This is a genomic window from Afifella sp. YEN Y35 (assembly GCF_047553465.1).
Taxonomy (GTDB): domain Bacteria; phylum Pseudomonadota; class Alphaproteobacteria; order Rhizobiales; family Afifellaceae; genus Afifella; species Afifella aestuarii.
Genome location: NZ_CP180203.1, coordinates 972,742 through 986,048 on the forward strand (window position 1 = coordinate 972,742; position 13,307 = coordinate 986,048).

A 13,307-nucleotide genomic window follows, 5' to 3' on the forward strand; every position below is an offset into this window, starting at 1 on the left:
TCTCTCAGCCTTCCGAATAAACCGGCGAAACCATGTTACACCAACTTCTTAGCATCTTCCCGGGCATCGGGACGCTCTTCATTCAGGATCCGGTTATCGCGTTTTCGCGCATCGGCCTGATCATTCTCGGCTTCACGCTCGCCTATCTCGGTTTCAAGCGCACGCTCGAGCCGTTGATCATGGTGCCGATGGGCCTCGGCATGATGGCGGTCAACGCCGGCGTCATGTTCCTGGAGGCCGGCAAGATCGGCACTCTGATTATCGCACCGATGGTCTCTGAGACGGGGCCGCTGGTCGACATCATGCAGATCAACTTTCTGCAGCCGATCTACAACTTCACCTTCGTGAACTCGCTCGTCGCCTGCATGCTCTTCATGGGTATCGGCACGATGGCCGATATCTCCTTCATCCTGGCGCGGCCCTGGGCCTCGATCACGGTTGCGATCTGCGCCGAGCTCGGCACCTTCGTCACGCTGGTGATTGGATACTACTTCGGCCTGACGCCGGGGCAGGCGGCTGCAGTCGGCACGATCGGCGGCGCTGACGGCCCGATGGTGCTGTTTGCCTCGCTGATCATGGCGAAGGACCTCTTCGTCCCGATCTCCATCATCGCCTATCTCTACCTGTCGCTGTGCTACGCCGGCTATCCGTACCTTGTGCGCTGGCTGGTGCCTGAGAAGTACCGTGGCATCGAGGTCGAGATCGACTTCCCTGACGTCTCCCCGCAGGCGAAGTTCATCTTCACCATCGTTGCTGCGGGACTCCTCTGCCTGCTCCTGCCGGTGGCCTCTCCGTTGATCCTGTCCTTCTTCATGGGCGTTGCGATCAAGGAAGCCGAGATCGAGCCCTACCAGAAGCTCCTGGAGAACACGATCACCTACGGGTCGACCCTGTTCCTCGGCCTTGTGCTTGGCGTGCTTTGCGAGGCTTCGACCCTGCTTGATCCGCGGGTGGCCATCCTGCTCGTCCTCGGCATCACGGCGCTCGCCGTCTCCGCCCTCGGCGGCATCGGTGGCGGCTGGCTGGTCTGGCTCCTGAGCAAGGGCAAGTACAACCCGGCGACAGGCATCGCAGGTGTCTCCTGCATGCCGTCCACCGCCAAAATCGCCCAACGCTGCGCCTTCGAAGCAAGCCCCTACGCCATGATTATGCCTCTGGCCATGGGCGCTTCGATCTGCGGCGTCATCGTCTCCGCCATCGCCGTCGGCGTCTTCGCTTCGACGATCGGCCTGGTCGGATGACGGAGCGTCCGGTGTCTGCGCGCCCCCCAACCCTGCAGACACCGGACGCCACCTTTCAAAGCATCGAAACCCTCACTCCGGACGAAACCATGTCCACCTTCTTCGCCCTCGCTGCCACGCCTGCCGACCTCGCAAGTCATTGCGGTGTCGAGCGTCGGAGCGGTGGGATCGACCCAATCTACCGGATCTCTGCCGTCGATTCGACGAACCGGCTCATCCGGGATCTCGCTGCCGAAGGGGTGGCGCCAGGTCTCGCGGTGGTGGCGGCGCATCAGACGGCGGGTCGGGGGAAGGGCAAGCGTTTCTGGTTTTCAGAGCCGGGCAAGGGTTTCGCTCTGTCACTGCTGTTGCGGCCGACACGGCCAGTTGAAGAAGTCTCCCAGCTGACCCTCGTGCTGGGTGTGGCCGTCGCTGAGGCCATCGTGCAGGCGACCGGTGTCGCGGCCGAGCTCAAATGGCCAAACGATATCCTCGTCGACGGTCGCAAGCTTTGCGGCATCCTGTGCGAGCTCGTCCTGACCCCGGAAGGGGACATGGCTCACGTGATTGCCGGTATCGGTCTCAACGTGAACGTCGCCGCCTCCGACTTCCCTCCGATCCTTGAAAGCATCGCCACATCTCTCGCGATCGAAGCCGGTCGGACGATCGATTCCGAAACTGTGCTTTCGGCGGTTCTCGCCTCGGTCGAGCGCTGGATGAAGCGCTGGGAAGACGAAGGCTTCGACCCCATTCGCCGCGCCTGGATCGCACGCTCCTGCACCATCGGGAGGGAGATCTCCTTCGATGCTGGCGACGCGCGCTGCCGAGGCGTTGCAACCGATCTCGGCCCTGACGGCAGCTTAAGTATTCGAGACGGAAGTGGCTCTCTACACCGCTTCTACTACGGAGAAGCGTGTCATTCACCCGCCATCGCGAGCATTGCGCGCTAATAAAAGGAAACAGAGGTTGTTCCATGTCCACTAACTCTACAGAAAAGAAGTGGGACCGCCGCTCTGCAGATACTGCAGAGAGGCTGGAGGCTGCCTCCCGGTACATTGGTCCGGGAAAGCAGTTCAAGCCGGAGGATACGGTCGCGCTGCTTGAAGCGGTGATCCGCGCCGGCGACCGGGTCAATATCGAAGGCAACAATCAGAAGCAGGCCGACTTCCTGGCCGAATGCCTGAACAAGGTGGACAAGTCGAAGATCCACGATCTGCACATGGTGCAGTCGGCTGTGCCGCTTCCGGTCCATCTCGACCTGTTTGAGAACGGCATCGCCAAGAAGCTCGACTTCGCATTCGGTGGACCGCAGGCCGGCCGCGTCGCCAAGTTCATCAGCGAAGGCAAGCTCGAGCTTGGTGCCATCCATACGTATCTCGAGCTCTTCGGCCGCTACTTCCTCGACTTGACGCCGAAAGTGTCTCTGATCTGCGCCTACAAGGCGGACCGGCAGGGCAACCTCTACACCGGCTTCAACACCGAAGACACGCCGACCATCGTCGAGGCGACGAAGTTCCGTCAGGGCATCGTGATCGCCCAGGTCAACGAGATCGTCGATACGCTGCCGCGCGTCGACATCCCGGCCGACTGGATCGACGGCGTCGTGCAGTCGCCGAAGCCGTTCTTCATCGAACCGTTGTTCACCCGTGACCCGGCTCTCGTCACGGAAAGCCAGATCCTCCTCGCGATGCTGTGCCTCAAAGGCATCTACGCCGAATACGAGGTGAAGCGGATCAACCATGGCATCGGCTTCCTGACGTCGGCCATTGAACTGCTTCTGCCGACTTACGGCGAAGAGCTCGGCCTCAAGGGCAAAGCCTGCACGCATATGATCCTCAACCCGCATCCGACGATGATCCCGGCGATCGAATCGGGCTGGGTCGATACGATCCACTGCTTCGGCGGTGAGCTCGGCATGGAGAAATACGTTGCGGCGCGGCCGGACGTCTTCTTCACGGGTCCGGACGGCACGCTGCGCTCCAACCGCGCTTACGCCCAGACCGCCGGCCATTACGCCCTCGACATGTTCATCGGCGGCACGCTGCAGATCGACAAATACGGCAATTCCTCCACGGCGACCGCGTCGCGTGTGGCGGGCTTCGGTGGCGCACCGAACATGGGTTGCGATGCCAAGGGCCGTCGTCACGTGACAGACAGCTGGCTGAAGGTTGGCAAGGAAATGCCGACGCTCGACCGTCAGATCGGCAACATGCCGCGCGGCAAGCGCCTTGTGGTGCAGGGTGTCGAAACGTTCGGCGAGGGCAGGGCGCCCGTGTTCGTGGAAGAGCTCGACGCCTGGAAGCTGGCTGAGAACGCCAAGCTCGATCTGCCGCCGGTAATGATCTACGGCGACGACCTTACCCATGTCGTGACCGAGGAAGGCATCGCCTACCTCAACCGCTGCGCGGACATCGAAGCGCGCATGGCCGCCATCCGCGCGGTCGCCGGCTACACCGAGATCGGCCTTAAGGCCAATCCGGACGAAACCCGGCAGCTGCGTGAAGCCGGCATCGTCAAGACGCCGGAAGACCTGGGTGTCGATCGCTCCCGTGCCAACCGCTCGCTGCTCGCAGCCCGCAACATCCGCGACCTCGTGAGCTGGTCGGGCGGCCTCTACAACCCGCCGGCCCGGTTCCGCAACTGGTGACGAAGGACATTTGAATCATGGCTTTGAATACCTTGGAATTCGACCTCAAGCTCGATGAGGTGACGCATTCGATCGACACGCCGATCCATCTCGGCGTCGTCGGTTCGGGCGACATGGAAGTCCTGATGGAGCCCAAGGATCTGAAGGGCGCCGTCTCGGTCCGCATCGTCACCCCCGTCGCTGGCTTCGACGACCTGTGGAAGCGCGTGGTGGAGAAGTTCGTCTCCGAAACGCTCCTCGGCGATGTCCACCTCGAGATCAACGACAACAACGCCACGCCTGCCGTGGTCCTGCTGCGCCTGCGCCAGGGCTTTGCGGAAGCGACCGGCGAGTAAGGAGAGATCTGATGCCGAAATGGAATGATCTTCAGGAGCAGAGCTTCCTGGAATCTGATGCGCGCGCCCGGGCCGTCGGCCTGGTCGACGAGGGCACCTACACAGAACTCGCGGGTCCGTTCGACAGGTTCTACAGCCCGCACCTGGAAGTCTTGGGCGAAGCCGTCGAATTCGACGACGGGATCGTCACCGCTGTTGGCAAGATCGGCAAGACCCCGGTTTTCGTCATCTCGCAGGAAGGCCGCTTCATCGGCGGTTCCGTCGGCGAGGTCGGTGGCGCGAAGATGGTCAACACCATCCGTCTCGCCATCGAATTCCACGACAAGCTGGTGGCGGACTATCCGAACATCTCCGACGAGGAGAAGCCGGTCGTCGTCATCTCTTTCGAAACCGGCGGCGTGCGCCTGCATGAATCGAATGCGGGCCTTCTCGCCCATGCCGAGGTGATGGACCAGTTGCAGAAGGCACGCCACAAGGTGCCGGTCATCACGCTCATCGGCTCGAAGGTCGGTTGCTTTGGTGGCATGGGCTTTGTCGCGGCTGCGACGGACGCCATCGTAATGAGCGAGTTCGGACGCCTTGGCCTGACCGGTCCTGAGGTCATCGAACAGGAGATGGGCAAGGAAGAATTCGATTCTTCCGATCGTGCGCTCGTCTTCCGCACCACGGGCGGTCGCCACAAATACATCATGGGCGATTGCAACGTCCTCGTGCACAACACGATCGGCGCCTTCCGCGATGCGGTTGCCAAGCTCGCCGTTCTTCCGGTTTCGGAATTTGAGAAGATGCGCCGCATCGGCTCGCCCGAGGCCGTCGAACGCCAGCTGCGTGCCGTCGCGCTCGCTGCCGAGATGCAGCCGCAGGATGCCCGTGACGTCTGGGCGAAAGCCGGCAATCCCGATCCCGTCGCTCTCACCGACATTCCGCTCGACGATTTCATCGCCGACGTGAAGCGGCTGTCGGTCTGAGCCCGGTCACAAATCCCTTAATCAGGAGACAATCATGGAAGCCACTGAGACCATGATGGGAAGAGGTCGGGACGCGATCGACATGATCGTCGATGCCGACAGCTTCAACGAGGGCACCATCGGTGCCAAAACCTTCGACGATCCCGAATTCGGTCCGGGTGCCGTTGTCGGAACAGCAGCCCTCAACGGCGAGGCGGTGACGATCATCGCCTCAGACGCCAACGCCTTCAACGAGAAGTTCCCTGTCGTCTATGCCGGCATCATCGGCATGGAGGAGGGCTACAAGATGGCGCAGGCCGTCTATGCCTCCCTCGAAGCCGACAAGGCCAAGCCGGTCGCCGAGAAGCGTCCGCTCGTCCTCATCGTCGACACCCCAGGAAACGGTCCGGGCAAGGTCGAAGAAATCTTCGGCATGAACAAGGCGACCGGGGCCTATCAGTTGGCGCTCGCCGAGGCTCGGCTCGCGGGTCATCCGATCGTTGCCATGGTCATCGGCCGGGCGATCTCGGGCGCCTTCTTGTGCCACGGGCTGCAGGCGGACCACATCGTGTCGCTCGATGCCAATTTCGGCACGATGATCCACGTGATGCCGCTCACCTCGGTGTCGCGCATCATCCGCAAGGACCTCGAGACGCTGCAGGAATTGTCGAAGGGCAATCCCGTCTTCGCCGCCGGCCCGCGCTTCTTCTACGCCCTTGGTGGCGTCGAGGAACTGGTCGGAACGATCGACGGCATGCGTCCGACGATCATCGAGCACATCAAGGCGATCCGTGCCGCCAAGGCGGCCGGTGAAGCCGACAAGCTCGGCCCGTGGGGCCGGGGACAGCTCGGTGCAGAGCGTGAAGGCCGCAAAGTCCGGCCCGAAGTGATCAAGCTGATGAACCAAGAGTTCGCAGCAGTCGCCGAGAAATACGCTCCATCTCGCTGACGACCCAAAAGGGACGACGACCATGTCTGACGATTTGACGGTTCTCGAAGCAGCCCTGGACGCTTTCGGCACAGCTCCGACTTTGGAGGAGATGCCGCGGCGGACATTGGCGGACAAGGGTATCGACGGTCCTACCGCCGCCCATGTCATCGAGGAGGTGCATACGCCTTTCAATCTGGCGTATCTCACCTTCACGACAGGCTCTTCGGCGTTCCAGAATATCGTCGGCGTGGTCCATGGCGAGATTTCCGGCCGCTGCGCGGTGGCCCGGACCCTGTTCGAAAGACTTGGGTCCGGGCCTGGAGCTCGGATGCTCGTCAGCTATCCGCCTCTCGTCAATGTCTTCTCCGCAGAGGCGCTGCGCCAATGCGGGGTGGAATGGAGTTTCCTGAAGCGCTCGAGCCGCGACGCCTTTCTTGTTGCGGCCTGCCGGGAAAAGCCTTCGATTATCCTTGGAGAATCTTCTTTCCTGCGGGCAAGCCTGGAGCAGGCCGGTCCGCTTGGACTGAAGGACGAATTGCCCGAGGGGGCTGTCCTTCTCACGGCCGGCACGCCGCTCGACGAAGGCTTGCTGCCGGTTGCGGAACGTTTCGGTTACACCGTCCACGACCTTTATGGCTGCCAGGAATTCGGCTGGCTGACCCTCGATGGCGTGCCGCTGCGCGATGACATCAGTCTCGTCGCATCGCCCCGTGGGCCTTCGTACCGCGAACTTGTCGTCGGCGGTCTGCCGATGGGCGACAGCTTCATCGTCTCGCAGTCCGGGCATGTGTGCGATCGCGCGGGTGAAATCATCACCTATCGCCGCGAGCGCACCTATCCGGAATATGAAGTCGTCGTCACCCACACGACGGCGATGGCTGCCGAGACCGTCGAAAAGGCGGCGCGCACGATTTTGCGGATCAAAGGCCGCGTCGTGAAAGTGGCGCCGGATGTCGTGGTCGGCGCTCCTGCGACCCGTCTCAAACTCATCCCCGGTCTTCCGCTCGGCGATGCTGCCACACAGGCCGGCGTCGAGATCGTCGGACCCGAGAAGACCCGCCTCTTCGACGTACTGGTCGAGGCCCAGGCCAATTTGCAGAAGACCGCGAAAGCGGATCCTGCCTGGATCAAGAGGCGCTGATCATGCTGAACCGGCGCCATTTCCTCGCTTATCTTCATCCTGATGCCCGTCAGGTGCTCGCGCCCACCCTTGTGGAAGGTCTGCCGCACACGATGCGCGATCACACCACCGAAGCGGCGGTCCTGCATGGGTTCCTGACGGATCGGATTCCCGGCATCGTCTGCCGTCCGACCAGGCCTTGCACGGACGGGCAGGGTCAGCTCGGCTTCTCTTTCCCGCTGCGCATCGGCGAAGAACGGGTGAGGAGCTCGGTCCTGGTCGAGCCAGAACAGGTCGCGTCTTTCCTGTCACCCTACGAGGTGATGGAGCGAGCGGCTCTGCGTTTTCCTCCGCCGCACGCGGCTTTGCGCGTCGCGCTGTCGCTCGCCCGCCGCTTCGAGATCCGGCTCGGTCTCATCGGATCGGCAGCGCTCGCTGCGATGACGGGCCTTCCATATGTGCGGCCTCAATCGGATCTCGATCTCCTCATCGATGCCGATCACGGGGGGGATTTCCAAGCTTTTCACGCGTCTCTTGCGGCAATCTCGCGGGAGATCGGGGTCAAGGTCGATGTCGAATTGGAATTTAATCGTTCCATCGGCGTCAAGCTTTCCGAATATATTTCAGGAAGAGAAGTTCTTCTTGCGAAAACGATTAATGATGTGGAGCTCATAGATCGAATTGAATTGCAGAGTTGCTCGTCTGATGAGGTGAATATTAGCGCCTCTGTTGCCGGGCGTTCCGGGGAAAATTGCAAGGTCCCCGCAACCGAAACCATCGAAAACCAATGGAGTGAATGATGGATATCAAAGTGAAAATGCCGTCGACCGTCGTGTCGATCGAGGTCGCCGTCGGAGACACGGTGACGAAGGGTCAGAGCCTCGCAGTGGTTGAGGCGATGAAGATGAAAAACAACACGCCTTCGCCGGTCGACGGCACGGTCAAGTCGATTTCGGCTGCCGTTGGCGAGCGCCTGAAGCCGGGCGCCGTTCTGATGGTGGTCGAGTGATTGAGTGACGTGGGGCGGCGCGTCGCGCCGCCCTCTCAAACGAAGGCTCCGATACTCTGGAGTAAGTGAAATGGTGATTTACGGACTAGCCCTGATGGGCGGGTGCATGATCGTAGGTACCGGCCTCGGTTACCTGATCGGTCATCTTGTTGGCATTGACGCGAATGTGGGCGGCGTCGGCATTGCGATGCTGTTGCTCGTCATCATCTCGCGCCAGCTTATGGACAAAGAACAGCTCTCCAAGCTGGCCCAGGACGGCATCATGTTCTGGAGTGCAATGTACATCCCGATCGTGGTCGCGATGTGCGCCCGCCAGAACGTCGTCGCGGCTTTCGACGCCGGCGCTCTCGCCTTTGTCGCCGGACTTGGCGCGGTGTTCGCCGGCTTCCTGCTGATCCGGCCGATCGCGGCTCTCAGCCCGAAGAGTGATCCACTTCCGCCCCTCGACGCGGACAATGCTGCTCCCGCCGCCACCGTCGCGGTGCCTGAATCCGCGAAGGAGGTCAAATAATCATGGACATCCTGGTACAAGCAGTCTCCAAATATCCTCTGGTTACTGCCTTCGTCGTCGTCGGCCTCATCATGTGGGTGTCGACCTATATCGGCAAAATCTTCAACAACCGCATCCATGCTTCGGCGATCGCGATCGTCATCGGTCTGATCCTGGCGTTCGTCGGCGGCAAATACACCGGTGGCAAGCACGGCATCTCCGATGTCGGCCTGTTCGCAGGTATCGGCCTGATGGGCGGCAGCGTCTTCCGTGACTTCGCCATCGTTGCCACGGCCTTTGGCGTGAAGCTTGAAGAGCTGAAGAAGGCCGGCGTGCCTGGCGTCGTCGCTCTTGTCGTGTCGATGATCCTGTCGACGGCGATCGGTGCGGCTACGGCTTACGCGTTCGGCTACACGAACCCGGTCGACATGGCCACGATCGGCGGCGGCGCGGCGACCTTCATCGTCGGTCCGGTGACCGGTGCGGCTCTCGGCGCATCTTCGGAAGTGATCGCCCTGTCGGTTGCCGCCGGCGTGGTGAAGTCGATCTCCGTGATGATCCTGACCCCGTTCCTTGCCAAGATGGCAGGCCTCAACAACCCGGCCGCAGCGGCTGTGTATGGTGGTCTCATGGGGACGACCAGCGGAACAGCCGCCGGATTGGCTGCTACCGATCCGCGGCTGGTTCCTTATGGTGCGATGACGGCGACATTCTACACGGGCTTTGGCTGCCTGGTCGTCCCGTCACTCGGTTACGCGGCGATCGTCGCCCTGGTTGGTTGAACCTTTTGCCGAAGGACCAGTCAGGGTTTCATCCTGCGCAACACACCTAAGAATGAGACACCTGAGACAGTGTTTCAAGCGATGGTGCTACGAATAGGGTTCCGGAGCACGAACATGTGAACGACGTTCGCGTTCCGAACCTGCAGCCGCCGGCTCGTCTCCTTCAAAGAGATGCCGGCGGCGCCAACGCTCCAAGGGGCAGATCATGACGACGATCGAGATCCGCGCGGTTCATCAGCGCTTCGAGACCTTCGAAGCCCTGAAGGGAATCGATCTGACGCTGAACGAGAAGCGTATCGGGATCGTCGGCTCCAATGGTTCCGGCAAGAGCACGTTTGCCCGGCTCTTGAACGGGCTTCTCATTCCCACCTCCGGACAGGTTCTCGTCGACGGGCTCGATACGGCCAAGTCGGGCAAGGCGGTTCGTCGCAAGGTGGGCTTTGTTTTTCAAAATCCAGACAATCAGATCGTCTTCCCGATCGTGGAAGAAGATGTCGCGTTCGGCCTCAAGGGGCTGAAGCTCCCCGCGGCCCAGCGTGGCGCCCTCGTCGAAGAGGTGCTTGAACGCTACGGGCTCGGACCCTTTCGCTCGCATCCCTCGCACACGCTGTCCGGCGGACAGAAGCAGCTTCTGGCGCTGGCGGGTGTCCTCATCACGCGGCCCGATTGTGTCGTTTTCGACGAGCCGACGACGCTTCTCGATTTGCGCAACGCCAGGCGGGTTGCCAAGGTCATCGCCGAGATGGAAGAGACCGTCATCGTCGTCACGCACGACTTGCCGCTTCTTCAATCGTTTGATCGCGTCATCGTCTTCGATCAGGGCAGGGTGATTGCCGACGATGAACCGAATTCCGCCCTCGCGCGCTATGTGGAGCGTATGCAATGAGATCCCGCGGCGACATCTCCTCGTTCCTGCATGAGCTGCCGGCGGCTGCCAAGCTCCTGGTTCTGGCGGCTGCGGGCACAGGGCTCGTCCTCGTCGGCAGTCTTCCCGTTCTCGCCGGCGCATTTCTCGCGACGCTGCTCCTTTATCGGCTTGCAGGCATCTCGCAGAGGCAGGCGTTCCAGCAATTGCGCCCGCTGTTGTGGCTGCTGGTGCTCCTCTTCATCGTCCAGGGTATCTGGCAGTCATGGGAGCTTGCCGGTCTCGTCGTCCTGCGGATCTCGACGCTCATCCTTCTGGCCGCGTTCGTGACCCTGACGACGCGCACCGATGCGCTGATTGCGGCTGTCGAAAGGGCGCTCACGCCGTTTCGGCGTCTCGGCGTCAATCCCGCCAAGGTCGGTCTCGCGTTTTCTCTGGCGCTCCGGTTCATCCCCGTCATTGCCCAACAGGCAAACGATATTCGCGACGCGCAGCGGGCGAGGGGGCTTGGAGCCAATCCCCTCGCGCTCGCCTTGCCGCTCATCGTCCGGACCCTTCGAATGGCGAGCGATGTTGCCGATGCGATCGATGCGCGCTCACCCTACAGTGATCACTCCGGCGACGAAGGCGAGCTGCCGCCGCGCTTCGTCCTGGAACCGAATACGTCCAATGCGAGGATGTCATGCAACGACGCGGAACCACAACTAAAGACATAGTCTATATCGCCCTGTTCGCAGCCTTCATGGCTGCGCTGGGGATTTTCCCGCCGGTGATGCTGCCGCTGATCGGCGTGCCCATCACGGCTCAGTCGATGGGGCCGATGCTGGCTGGTGCCATCCTCGGTGCGCGTCGGGGGGCGCTGTCGATCCTGCTCTTCCTCGCGCTCGTCGCCGTCGGATTGCCGCTCCTTGCCGCCGGTCGCGGCGGTCTCGGCGTCTTCTTCGGTCCGACCGCCGGCTACCTCTTCGGCTGGGTCGCGGCTGCCTTCGCCGTCGGTCTTTTGCACGAATGGGGCTGGAACCGACTCAATGTGGTCACCTCGTTCGTCTTCTGCGCGCTCGGCGGCATCGTGGTTCTTTATGCGATCGGTATCCCGTGGACCGCGGTCAATGTCGGCCTGCCGCTGACGAAGACCGCGATCGCCTCGGCGACCTTCATTCCGGGTGACCTCGTCAAAGCCGGTCTTGCCGCCATTATCGCGGTTTCCGTGAAGCGGTCTTATCCGATCATTCAGCGGACGGCCTAGACGGTGCGTTTGCGCGAATAGGGCGGTCAGCCGAGATAGAGGAGGCCGGCCGCCACGAAACCCGCAAGGCCGATGAGGGTCGGCACGATCGTGCCGCCCTTCCACACGGCGATCGTGAAGGCGATGACCACGCAGACGATAGCGACCACCGACCCGACGAGGGGTGCGCCGTGAAACAGGCCCTGGCCTGAGCGCAAAGCCGATGTCGCGACGATGCCGCCCAGAATGCCGTAGCCTGCCCGGTCGAAGAATTCGCGGATGCGTTCGCCACCGATCGCCTCTCGGGCAAACAGCGGCACGAGCCGCAACAGCAGTGTCCCAAGGCCGGCGCCGGCCGCCACCGCCCAAAGCTGCCAGTGAGAGAGAACGTCAGGCATTTCCTTGTTTTCCTTGATCGACCAGCATGCTGAGGCCTGCCACGATGAGGGGCAGGACGAGGAGCGCGGATGCGCCCATGAAGGGCACGCCGAGCGGCACGAGAAGTGCGCCGAAGAGAGCGTTCACCATCAACGGGCGCAGCTTCTTCTGGCGGGCGATCAGCGTGGCGAAATAGATCGGGATCATGGCGCCCAAAGTCGCGCCGACGATGACCGGCACGGAGGCTGCGAGCTGATGGCCGGTCACGGCGCCGATGACGGCGGAGAGCGAGCACATGCCTCCGACCATGCCGCAATAGAGAATCGGTCGTGGAGGCGGCTCCTCCATGAGGCGGGGGAGGATGACGGCGAAGGAGCTCGCCGAAATCAGCCCGACGCCGCCCAAAGCGCGCCAGAATGTCGTCTCCGGCAAGCGCGCCAGGACCGAGGCGACCATGACGATGAAGCGGAGATTGACGATGATGACGGCGACGACGGCCGCGGCCCAGGCGCCGGCGGTTGCGCCCTCGCTCGTCAGGATCTGCATGGCGGCAGCCTGAGCGGGCGCGGCGACCGTGAGGCTGGTCATCAATGCGGTCTGCACGGCGTTGAGACCGGCTTCAGCGCTGAGCTGGCCGACGCCCATGAACATCACGAGGAAAGTCAGAATCACGACGAGAGCGTCGCCGACGGCGATACGGAAAACGTGTCCTGCGGACGCCTCTTCGTCGCTGGAGAGGTTTGGGGAGTCTGTCATTGCATCGGGGGAGGGCGTATCTCAATGTAGAATATCGGCCATCCCTTTATTCCAGCTTGTATATTGTGTCCAGAAAAACCAATCGAAATGAATAGACTTCATTTCGGCACGATAGCGTGCGCCGATACATATGGTAACAATCAGGTTGCTTTCGCTTCAACTTTGATGGCGCGTAAGCGGCCGTCGCGAATCTCTCTGCGTTCGATCGCATTCTGCGCATCCGCTGCTGCGTGGAGACGTCTGATCCTGCGCGGGGCTGGGCGCGTTGCGAATCGCCTGGTGAACCCCGCCTTCGAGGTCGAACGGCGATCGTTTCAGATCTTCTTCGCGTCGATGGAGGCGGGAGTGGCCTGTGCGTGGCCAAGCGCCGTTGCCCTGGCCAAGCCGGTCCGGGTGCTCACAGTTTTTGGCACCCACCGTGAAGACACGGTTTCGACGAGATCGTGCGATGAGAAGAGAAGGAAGGTGGCTCCCCGGGCCGGACTCGAACCAGCGACCCAGCGGTTAACAGCCGCTTGCTCTACCAACTGAGCTACCGGGGAATTGGGGCGCGATATACCAAACTCATCGGGCATTGCAAGCATCCTTTCGCAGCCCATTTT

At 62.0% G+C, this 13,307-nt stretch carries 16 protein-coding genes and 1 tRNA gene; 14 read left to right on the top strand and 3 right to left on the bottom strand.

All coding sequences use genetic code 11. From position 1 onward, the window contains the following. Positions 1 to 32: 32 nt before the first annotated feature. The 14 genes from madB to ACK8CP_RS04770 all read left to right on the top strand — a co-directional run bounded on the left by madB (position 33) and on the right by ACK8CP_RS04770 (position 11,592). A complete protein-coding gene (madB, locus tag ACK8CP_RS04705) occupies positions 33 to 1,241 on the top strand; it encodes a Na+-transporting malonate decarboxylase, carboxybiotin decarboxylase subunit (RefSeq protein ID WP_234628169.1) in 1,209 nt (402 codons plus the stop codon). 11 nt (positions 1,242 to 1,252) lie between these two features. Beyond that, positions 1,253 to 2,170: a biotin--[acetyl-CoA-carboxylase] ligase gene (locus tag ACK8CP_RS04710; RefSeq protein ID WP_414833500.1), complete on the top strand. Its 918-nt coding sequence runs from the start codon at positions 1,253 to 1,255 to the stop codon at positions 2,168 to 2,170. A 23-nt stretch (positions 2,171 to 2,193) separates the two neighbouring features. Next, positions 2,194 to 3,867 carry a malonate decarboxylase subunit alpha gene (gene mdcA / locus ACK8CP_RS04715; RefSeq protein WP_414833501.1) on the top strand — a complete coding sequence of 558 codons (1,674 nt, stop codon included), beginning with the start codon at positions 2,194 to 2,196 and terminating at the stop codon, positions 3,865 to 3,867. A gap of 17 nt (positions 3,868 to 3,884) precedes the next feature. Further along, the gene (mdcC, locus tag ACK8CP_RS04720) at positions 3,885 to 4,202 is read left to right on the top strand and encodes a malonate decarboxylase acyl carrier protein (protein ID WP_128294183.1); all 318 of its coding nucleotides are present in this window, start codon (positions 3,885 to 3,887) and stop codon (positions 4,200 to 4,202) included. Positions 4,203 to 4,213: 11 nt separating this feature from the next. Further along, entirely contained in the window at positions 4,214 to 5,170 is a 957-nt protein-coding gene (locus ACK8CP_RS04725) for a biotin-independent malonate decarboxylase subunit beta (RefSeq protein ID WP_234628167.1), read from the top strand. 34 nt (positions 5,171 to 5,204) lie between these two features. After that, the gene (gene mdcE, locus ACK8CP_RS04730; protein ID WP_234628166.1) at positions 5,205 to 6,098 is read left to right on the top strand and encodes a biotin-independent malonate decarboxylase subunit gamma; all 894 of its coding nucleotides are present in this window, start codon (positions 5,205 to 5,207) and stop codon (positions 6,096 to 6,098) included. A 22-nt stretch (positions 6,099 to 6,120) separates the two neighbouring features. Continuing rightward, complete coding sequence (locus ACK8CP_RS04735; RefSeq protein ID WP_414833502.1) at positions 6,121 to 7,221, top strand: acyl carrier protein; 1,101 nt, start codon at positions 6,121 to 6,123, stop codon at positions 7,219 to 7,221. A 2-nt stretch (positions 7,222 to 7,223) separates the two neighbouring features. Beyond that, the gene (mdcG, locus tag ACK8CP_RS04740; protein WP_414833503.1) at positions 7,224 to 8,000 is read left to right on the top strand and encodes a malonate decarboxylase holo-[acyl-carrier-protein] synthase; all 777 of its coding nucleotides are present in this window, start codon (positions 7,224 to 7,226) and stop codon (positions 7,998 to 8,000) included. Further along, positions 7,997 to 8,209, top strand: a complete 213-nt coding sequence (locus ACK8CP_RS04745) for a biotin/lipoyl-containing protein (RefSeq protein ID WP_234628163.1) — start codon at positions 7,997 to 7,999, stop codon at positions 8,207 to 8,209. The genes mdcG and ACK8CP_RS04745 overlap by 4 nt, the downstream gene beginning before the upstream one ends. A 70-nt stretch (positions 8,210 to 8,279) precedes the next feature. After that, positions 8,280 to 8,720, top strand: a complete 441-nt coding sequence (madL, locus tag ACK8CP_RS04750; RefSeq protein WP_092816082.1) for a malonate transporter subunit MadL — start codon at positions 8,280 to 8,282, stop codon at positions 8,718 to 8,720. Continuing rightward, complete coding sequence (gene madM / locus ACK8CP_RS04755) at positions 8,720 to 9,481, top strand: malonate transporter subunit MadM (protein ID WP_128294177.1); 762 nt, start codon at positions 8,720 to 8,722, stop codon at positions 9,479 to 9,481. The genes madL and madM overlap by 1 nt, the downstream gene beginning before the upstream one ends. 205 nt (positions 9,482 to 9,686) lie before the next feature. Next, positions 9,687 to 10,367 (top strand): energy-coupling factor ABC transporter ATP-binding protein, encoded by a 681-nt coding sequence (locus tag ACK8CP_RS04760; protein WP_414833504.1) that lies wholly within the window; start codon positions 9,687 to 9,689, stop codon positions 10,365 to 10,367. Further along, complete coding sequence (locus tag ACK8CP_RS04765; RefSeq protein ID WP_414833505.1) at positions 10,364 to 11,062, top strand: energy-coupling factor transporter transmembrane component T family protein; 699 nt, start codon at positions 10,364 to 10,366, stop codon at positions 11,060 to 11,062. The genes ACK8CP_RS04760 and ACK8CP_RS04765 overlap by 4 nt, the downstream gene beginning before the upstream one ends. A gap of 26 nt (positions 11,063 to 11,088) precedes the next feature. Continuing rightward, positions 11,089 to 11,592: a biotin transporter BioY gene (locus ACK8CP_RS04770; RefSeq protein WP_414833506.1), complete on the top strand. Its 504-nt coding sequence runs from the start codon at positions 11,089 to 11,091 to the stop codon at positions 11,590 to 11,592. A gap of 26 nt (positions 11,593 to 11,618) precedes the next feature. Here ACK8CP_RS04770 and ACK8CP_RS04775 read toward each other — a convergent pair whose 3' ends face one another. The 3 genes from ACK8CP_RS04775 to ACK8CP_RS04785 all read right to left on the bottom strand — a co-directional run bounded on the left by ACK8CP_RS04775 (position 11,619) and on the right by ACK8CP_RS04785 (position 13,247). After that, positions 11,619 to 11,969: an AzlD domain-containing protein gene (locus ACK8CP_RS04775; RefSeq protein ID WP_234628159.1), complete on the bottom strand. Its 351-nt coding sequence runs from the start codon at positions 11,967 to 11,969 to the stop codon at positions 11,619 to 11,621. Beyond that, complete coding sequence (locus tag ACK8CP_RS04780; protein WP_414833507.1) at positions 11,962 to 12,705, bottom strand: AzlC family ABC transporter permease; 744 nt, start codon at positions 12,703 to 12,705, stop codon at positions 11,962 to 11,964. The genes ACK8CP_RS04775 and ACK8CP_RS04780 overlap by 8 nt, the downstream gene beginning before the upstream one ends. Positions 12,706 to 13,171: 466 nt before the next feature. Further along, positions 13,172 to 13,247, bottom strand: a tRNA-Asn gene (locus tag ACK8CP_RS04785). Positions 13,248 to 13,307 lie beyond the last annotated feature (60 nt).

Coding starts and splice junctions, on each gene's coding strand:
- mdcG (WP_414833503.1), top strand. CDS start 7,224: ATGCTGAACCGGCGCCATTTCCTCGCTTATCTTCATCCTGATGCCCGT.
- ACK8CP_RS04780 (WP_414833507.1), bottom strand. CDS start 12,705: ATGACAGACTCCCCAAACCTCTCCAGCGACGAAGAGGCGTCCGCAGGA.
- mdcE (WP_234628166.1), top strand. CDS start 5,205: ATGGAAGCCACTGAGACCATGATGGGAAGAGGTCGGGACGCGATCGAC.
- ACK8CP_RS04765 (WP_414833505.1), top strand. CDS start 10,364: ATGAGATCCCGCGGCGACATCTCCTCGTTCCTGCATGAGCTGCCGGCG.
- mdcA (WP_414833501.1), top strand. CDS start 2,194: ATGTCCACTAACTCTACAGAAAAGAAGTGGGACCGCCGCTCTGCAGAT.
- madB (WP_234628169.1), top strand. CDS start 33: ATGTTACACCAACTTCTTAGCATCTTCCCGGGCATCGGGACGCTCTTC.
- ACK8CP_RS04735 (WP_414833502.1), top strand. CDS start 6,121: ATGTCTGACGATTTGACGGTTCTCGAAGCAGCCCTGGACGCTTTCGGC.
- madL (WP_092816082.1), top strand. CDS start 8,280: ATGGTGATTTACGGACTAGCCCTGATGGGCGGGTGCATGATCGTAGGT.
- mdcC (WP_128294183.1), top strand. CDS start 3,885: ATGGCTTTGAATACCTTGGAATTCGACCTCAAGCTCGATGAGGTGACG.
- ACK8CP_RS04760 (WP_414833504.1), top strand. CDS start 9,687: ATGACGACGATCGAGATCCGCGCGGTTCATCAGCGCTTCGAGACCTTC.
- ACK8CP_RS04775 (WP_234628159.1), bottom strand. CDS start 11,969: ATGCCTGACGTTCTCTCTCACTGGCAGCTTTGGGCGGTGGCGGCCGGC.
- ACK8CP_RS04725 (WP_234628167.1), top strand. CDS start 4,214: ATGCCGAAATGGAATGATCTTCAGGAGCAGAGCTTCCTGGAATCTGAT.
- ACK8CP_RS04745 (WP_234628163.1), top strand. CDS start 7,997: ATGATGGATATCAAAGTGAAAATGCCGTCGACCGTCGTGTCGATCGAG.
- ACK8CP_RS04770 (WP_414833506.1), top strand. CDS start 11,089: ATGGCTGCGCTGGGGATTTTCCCGCCGGTGATGCTGCCGCTGATCGGC.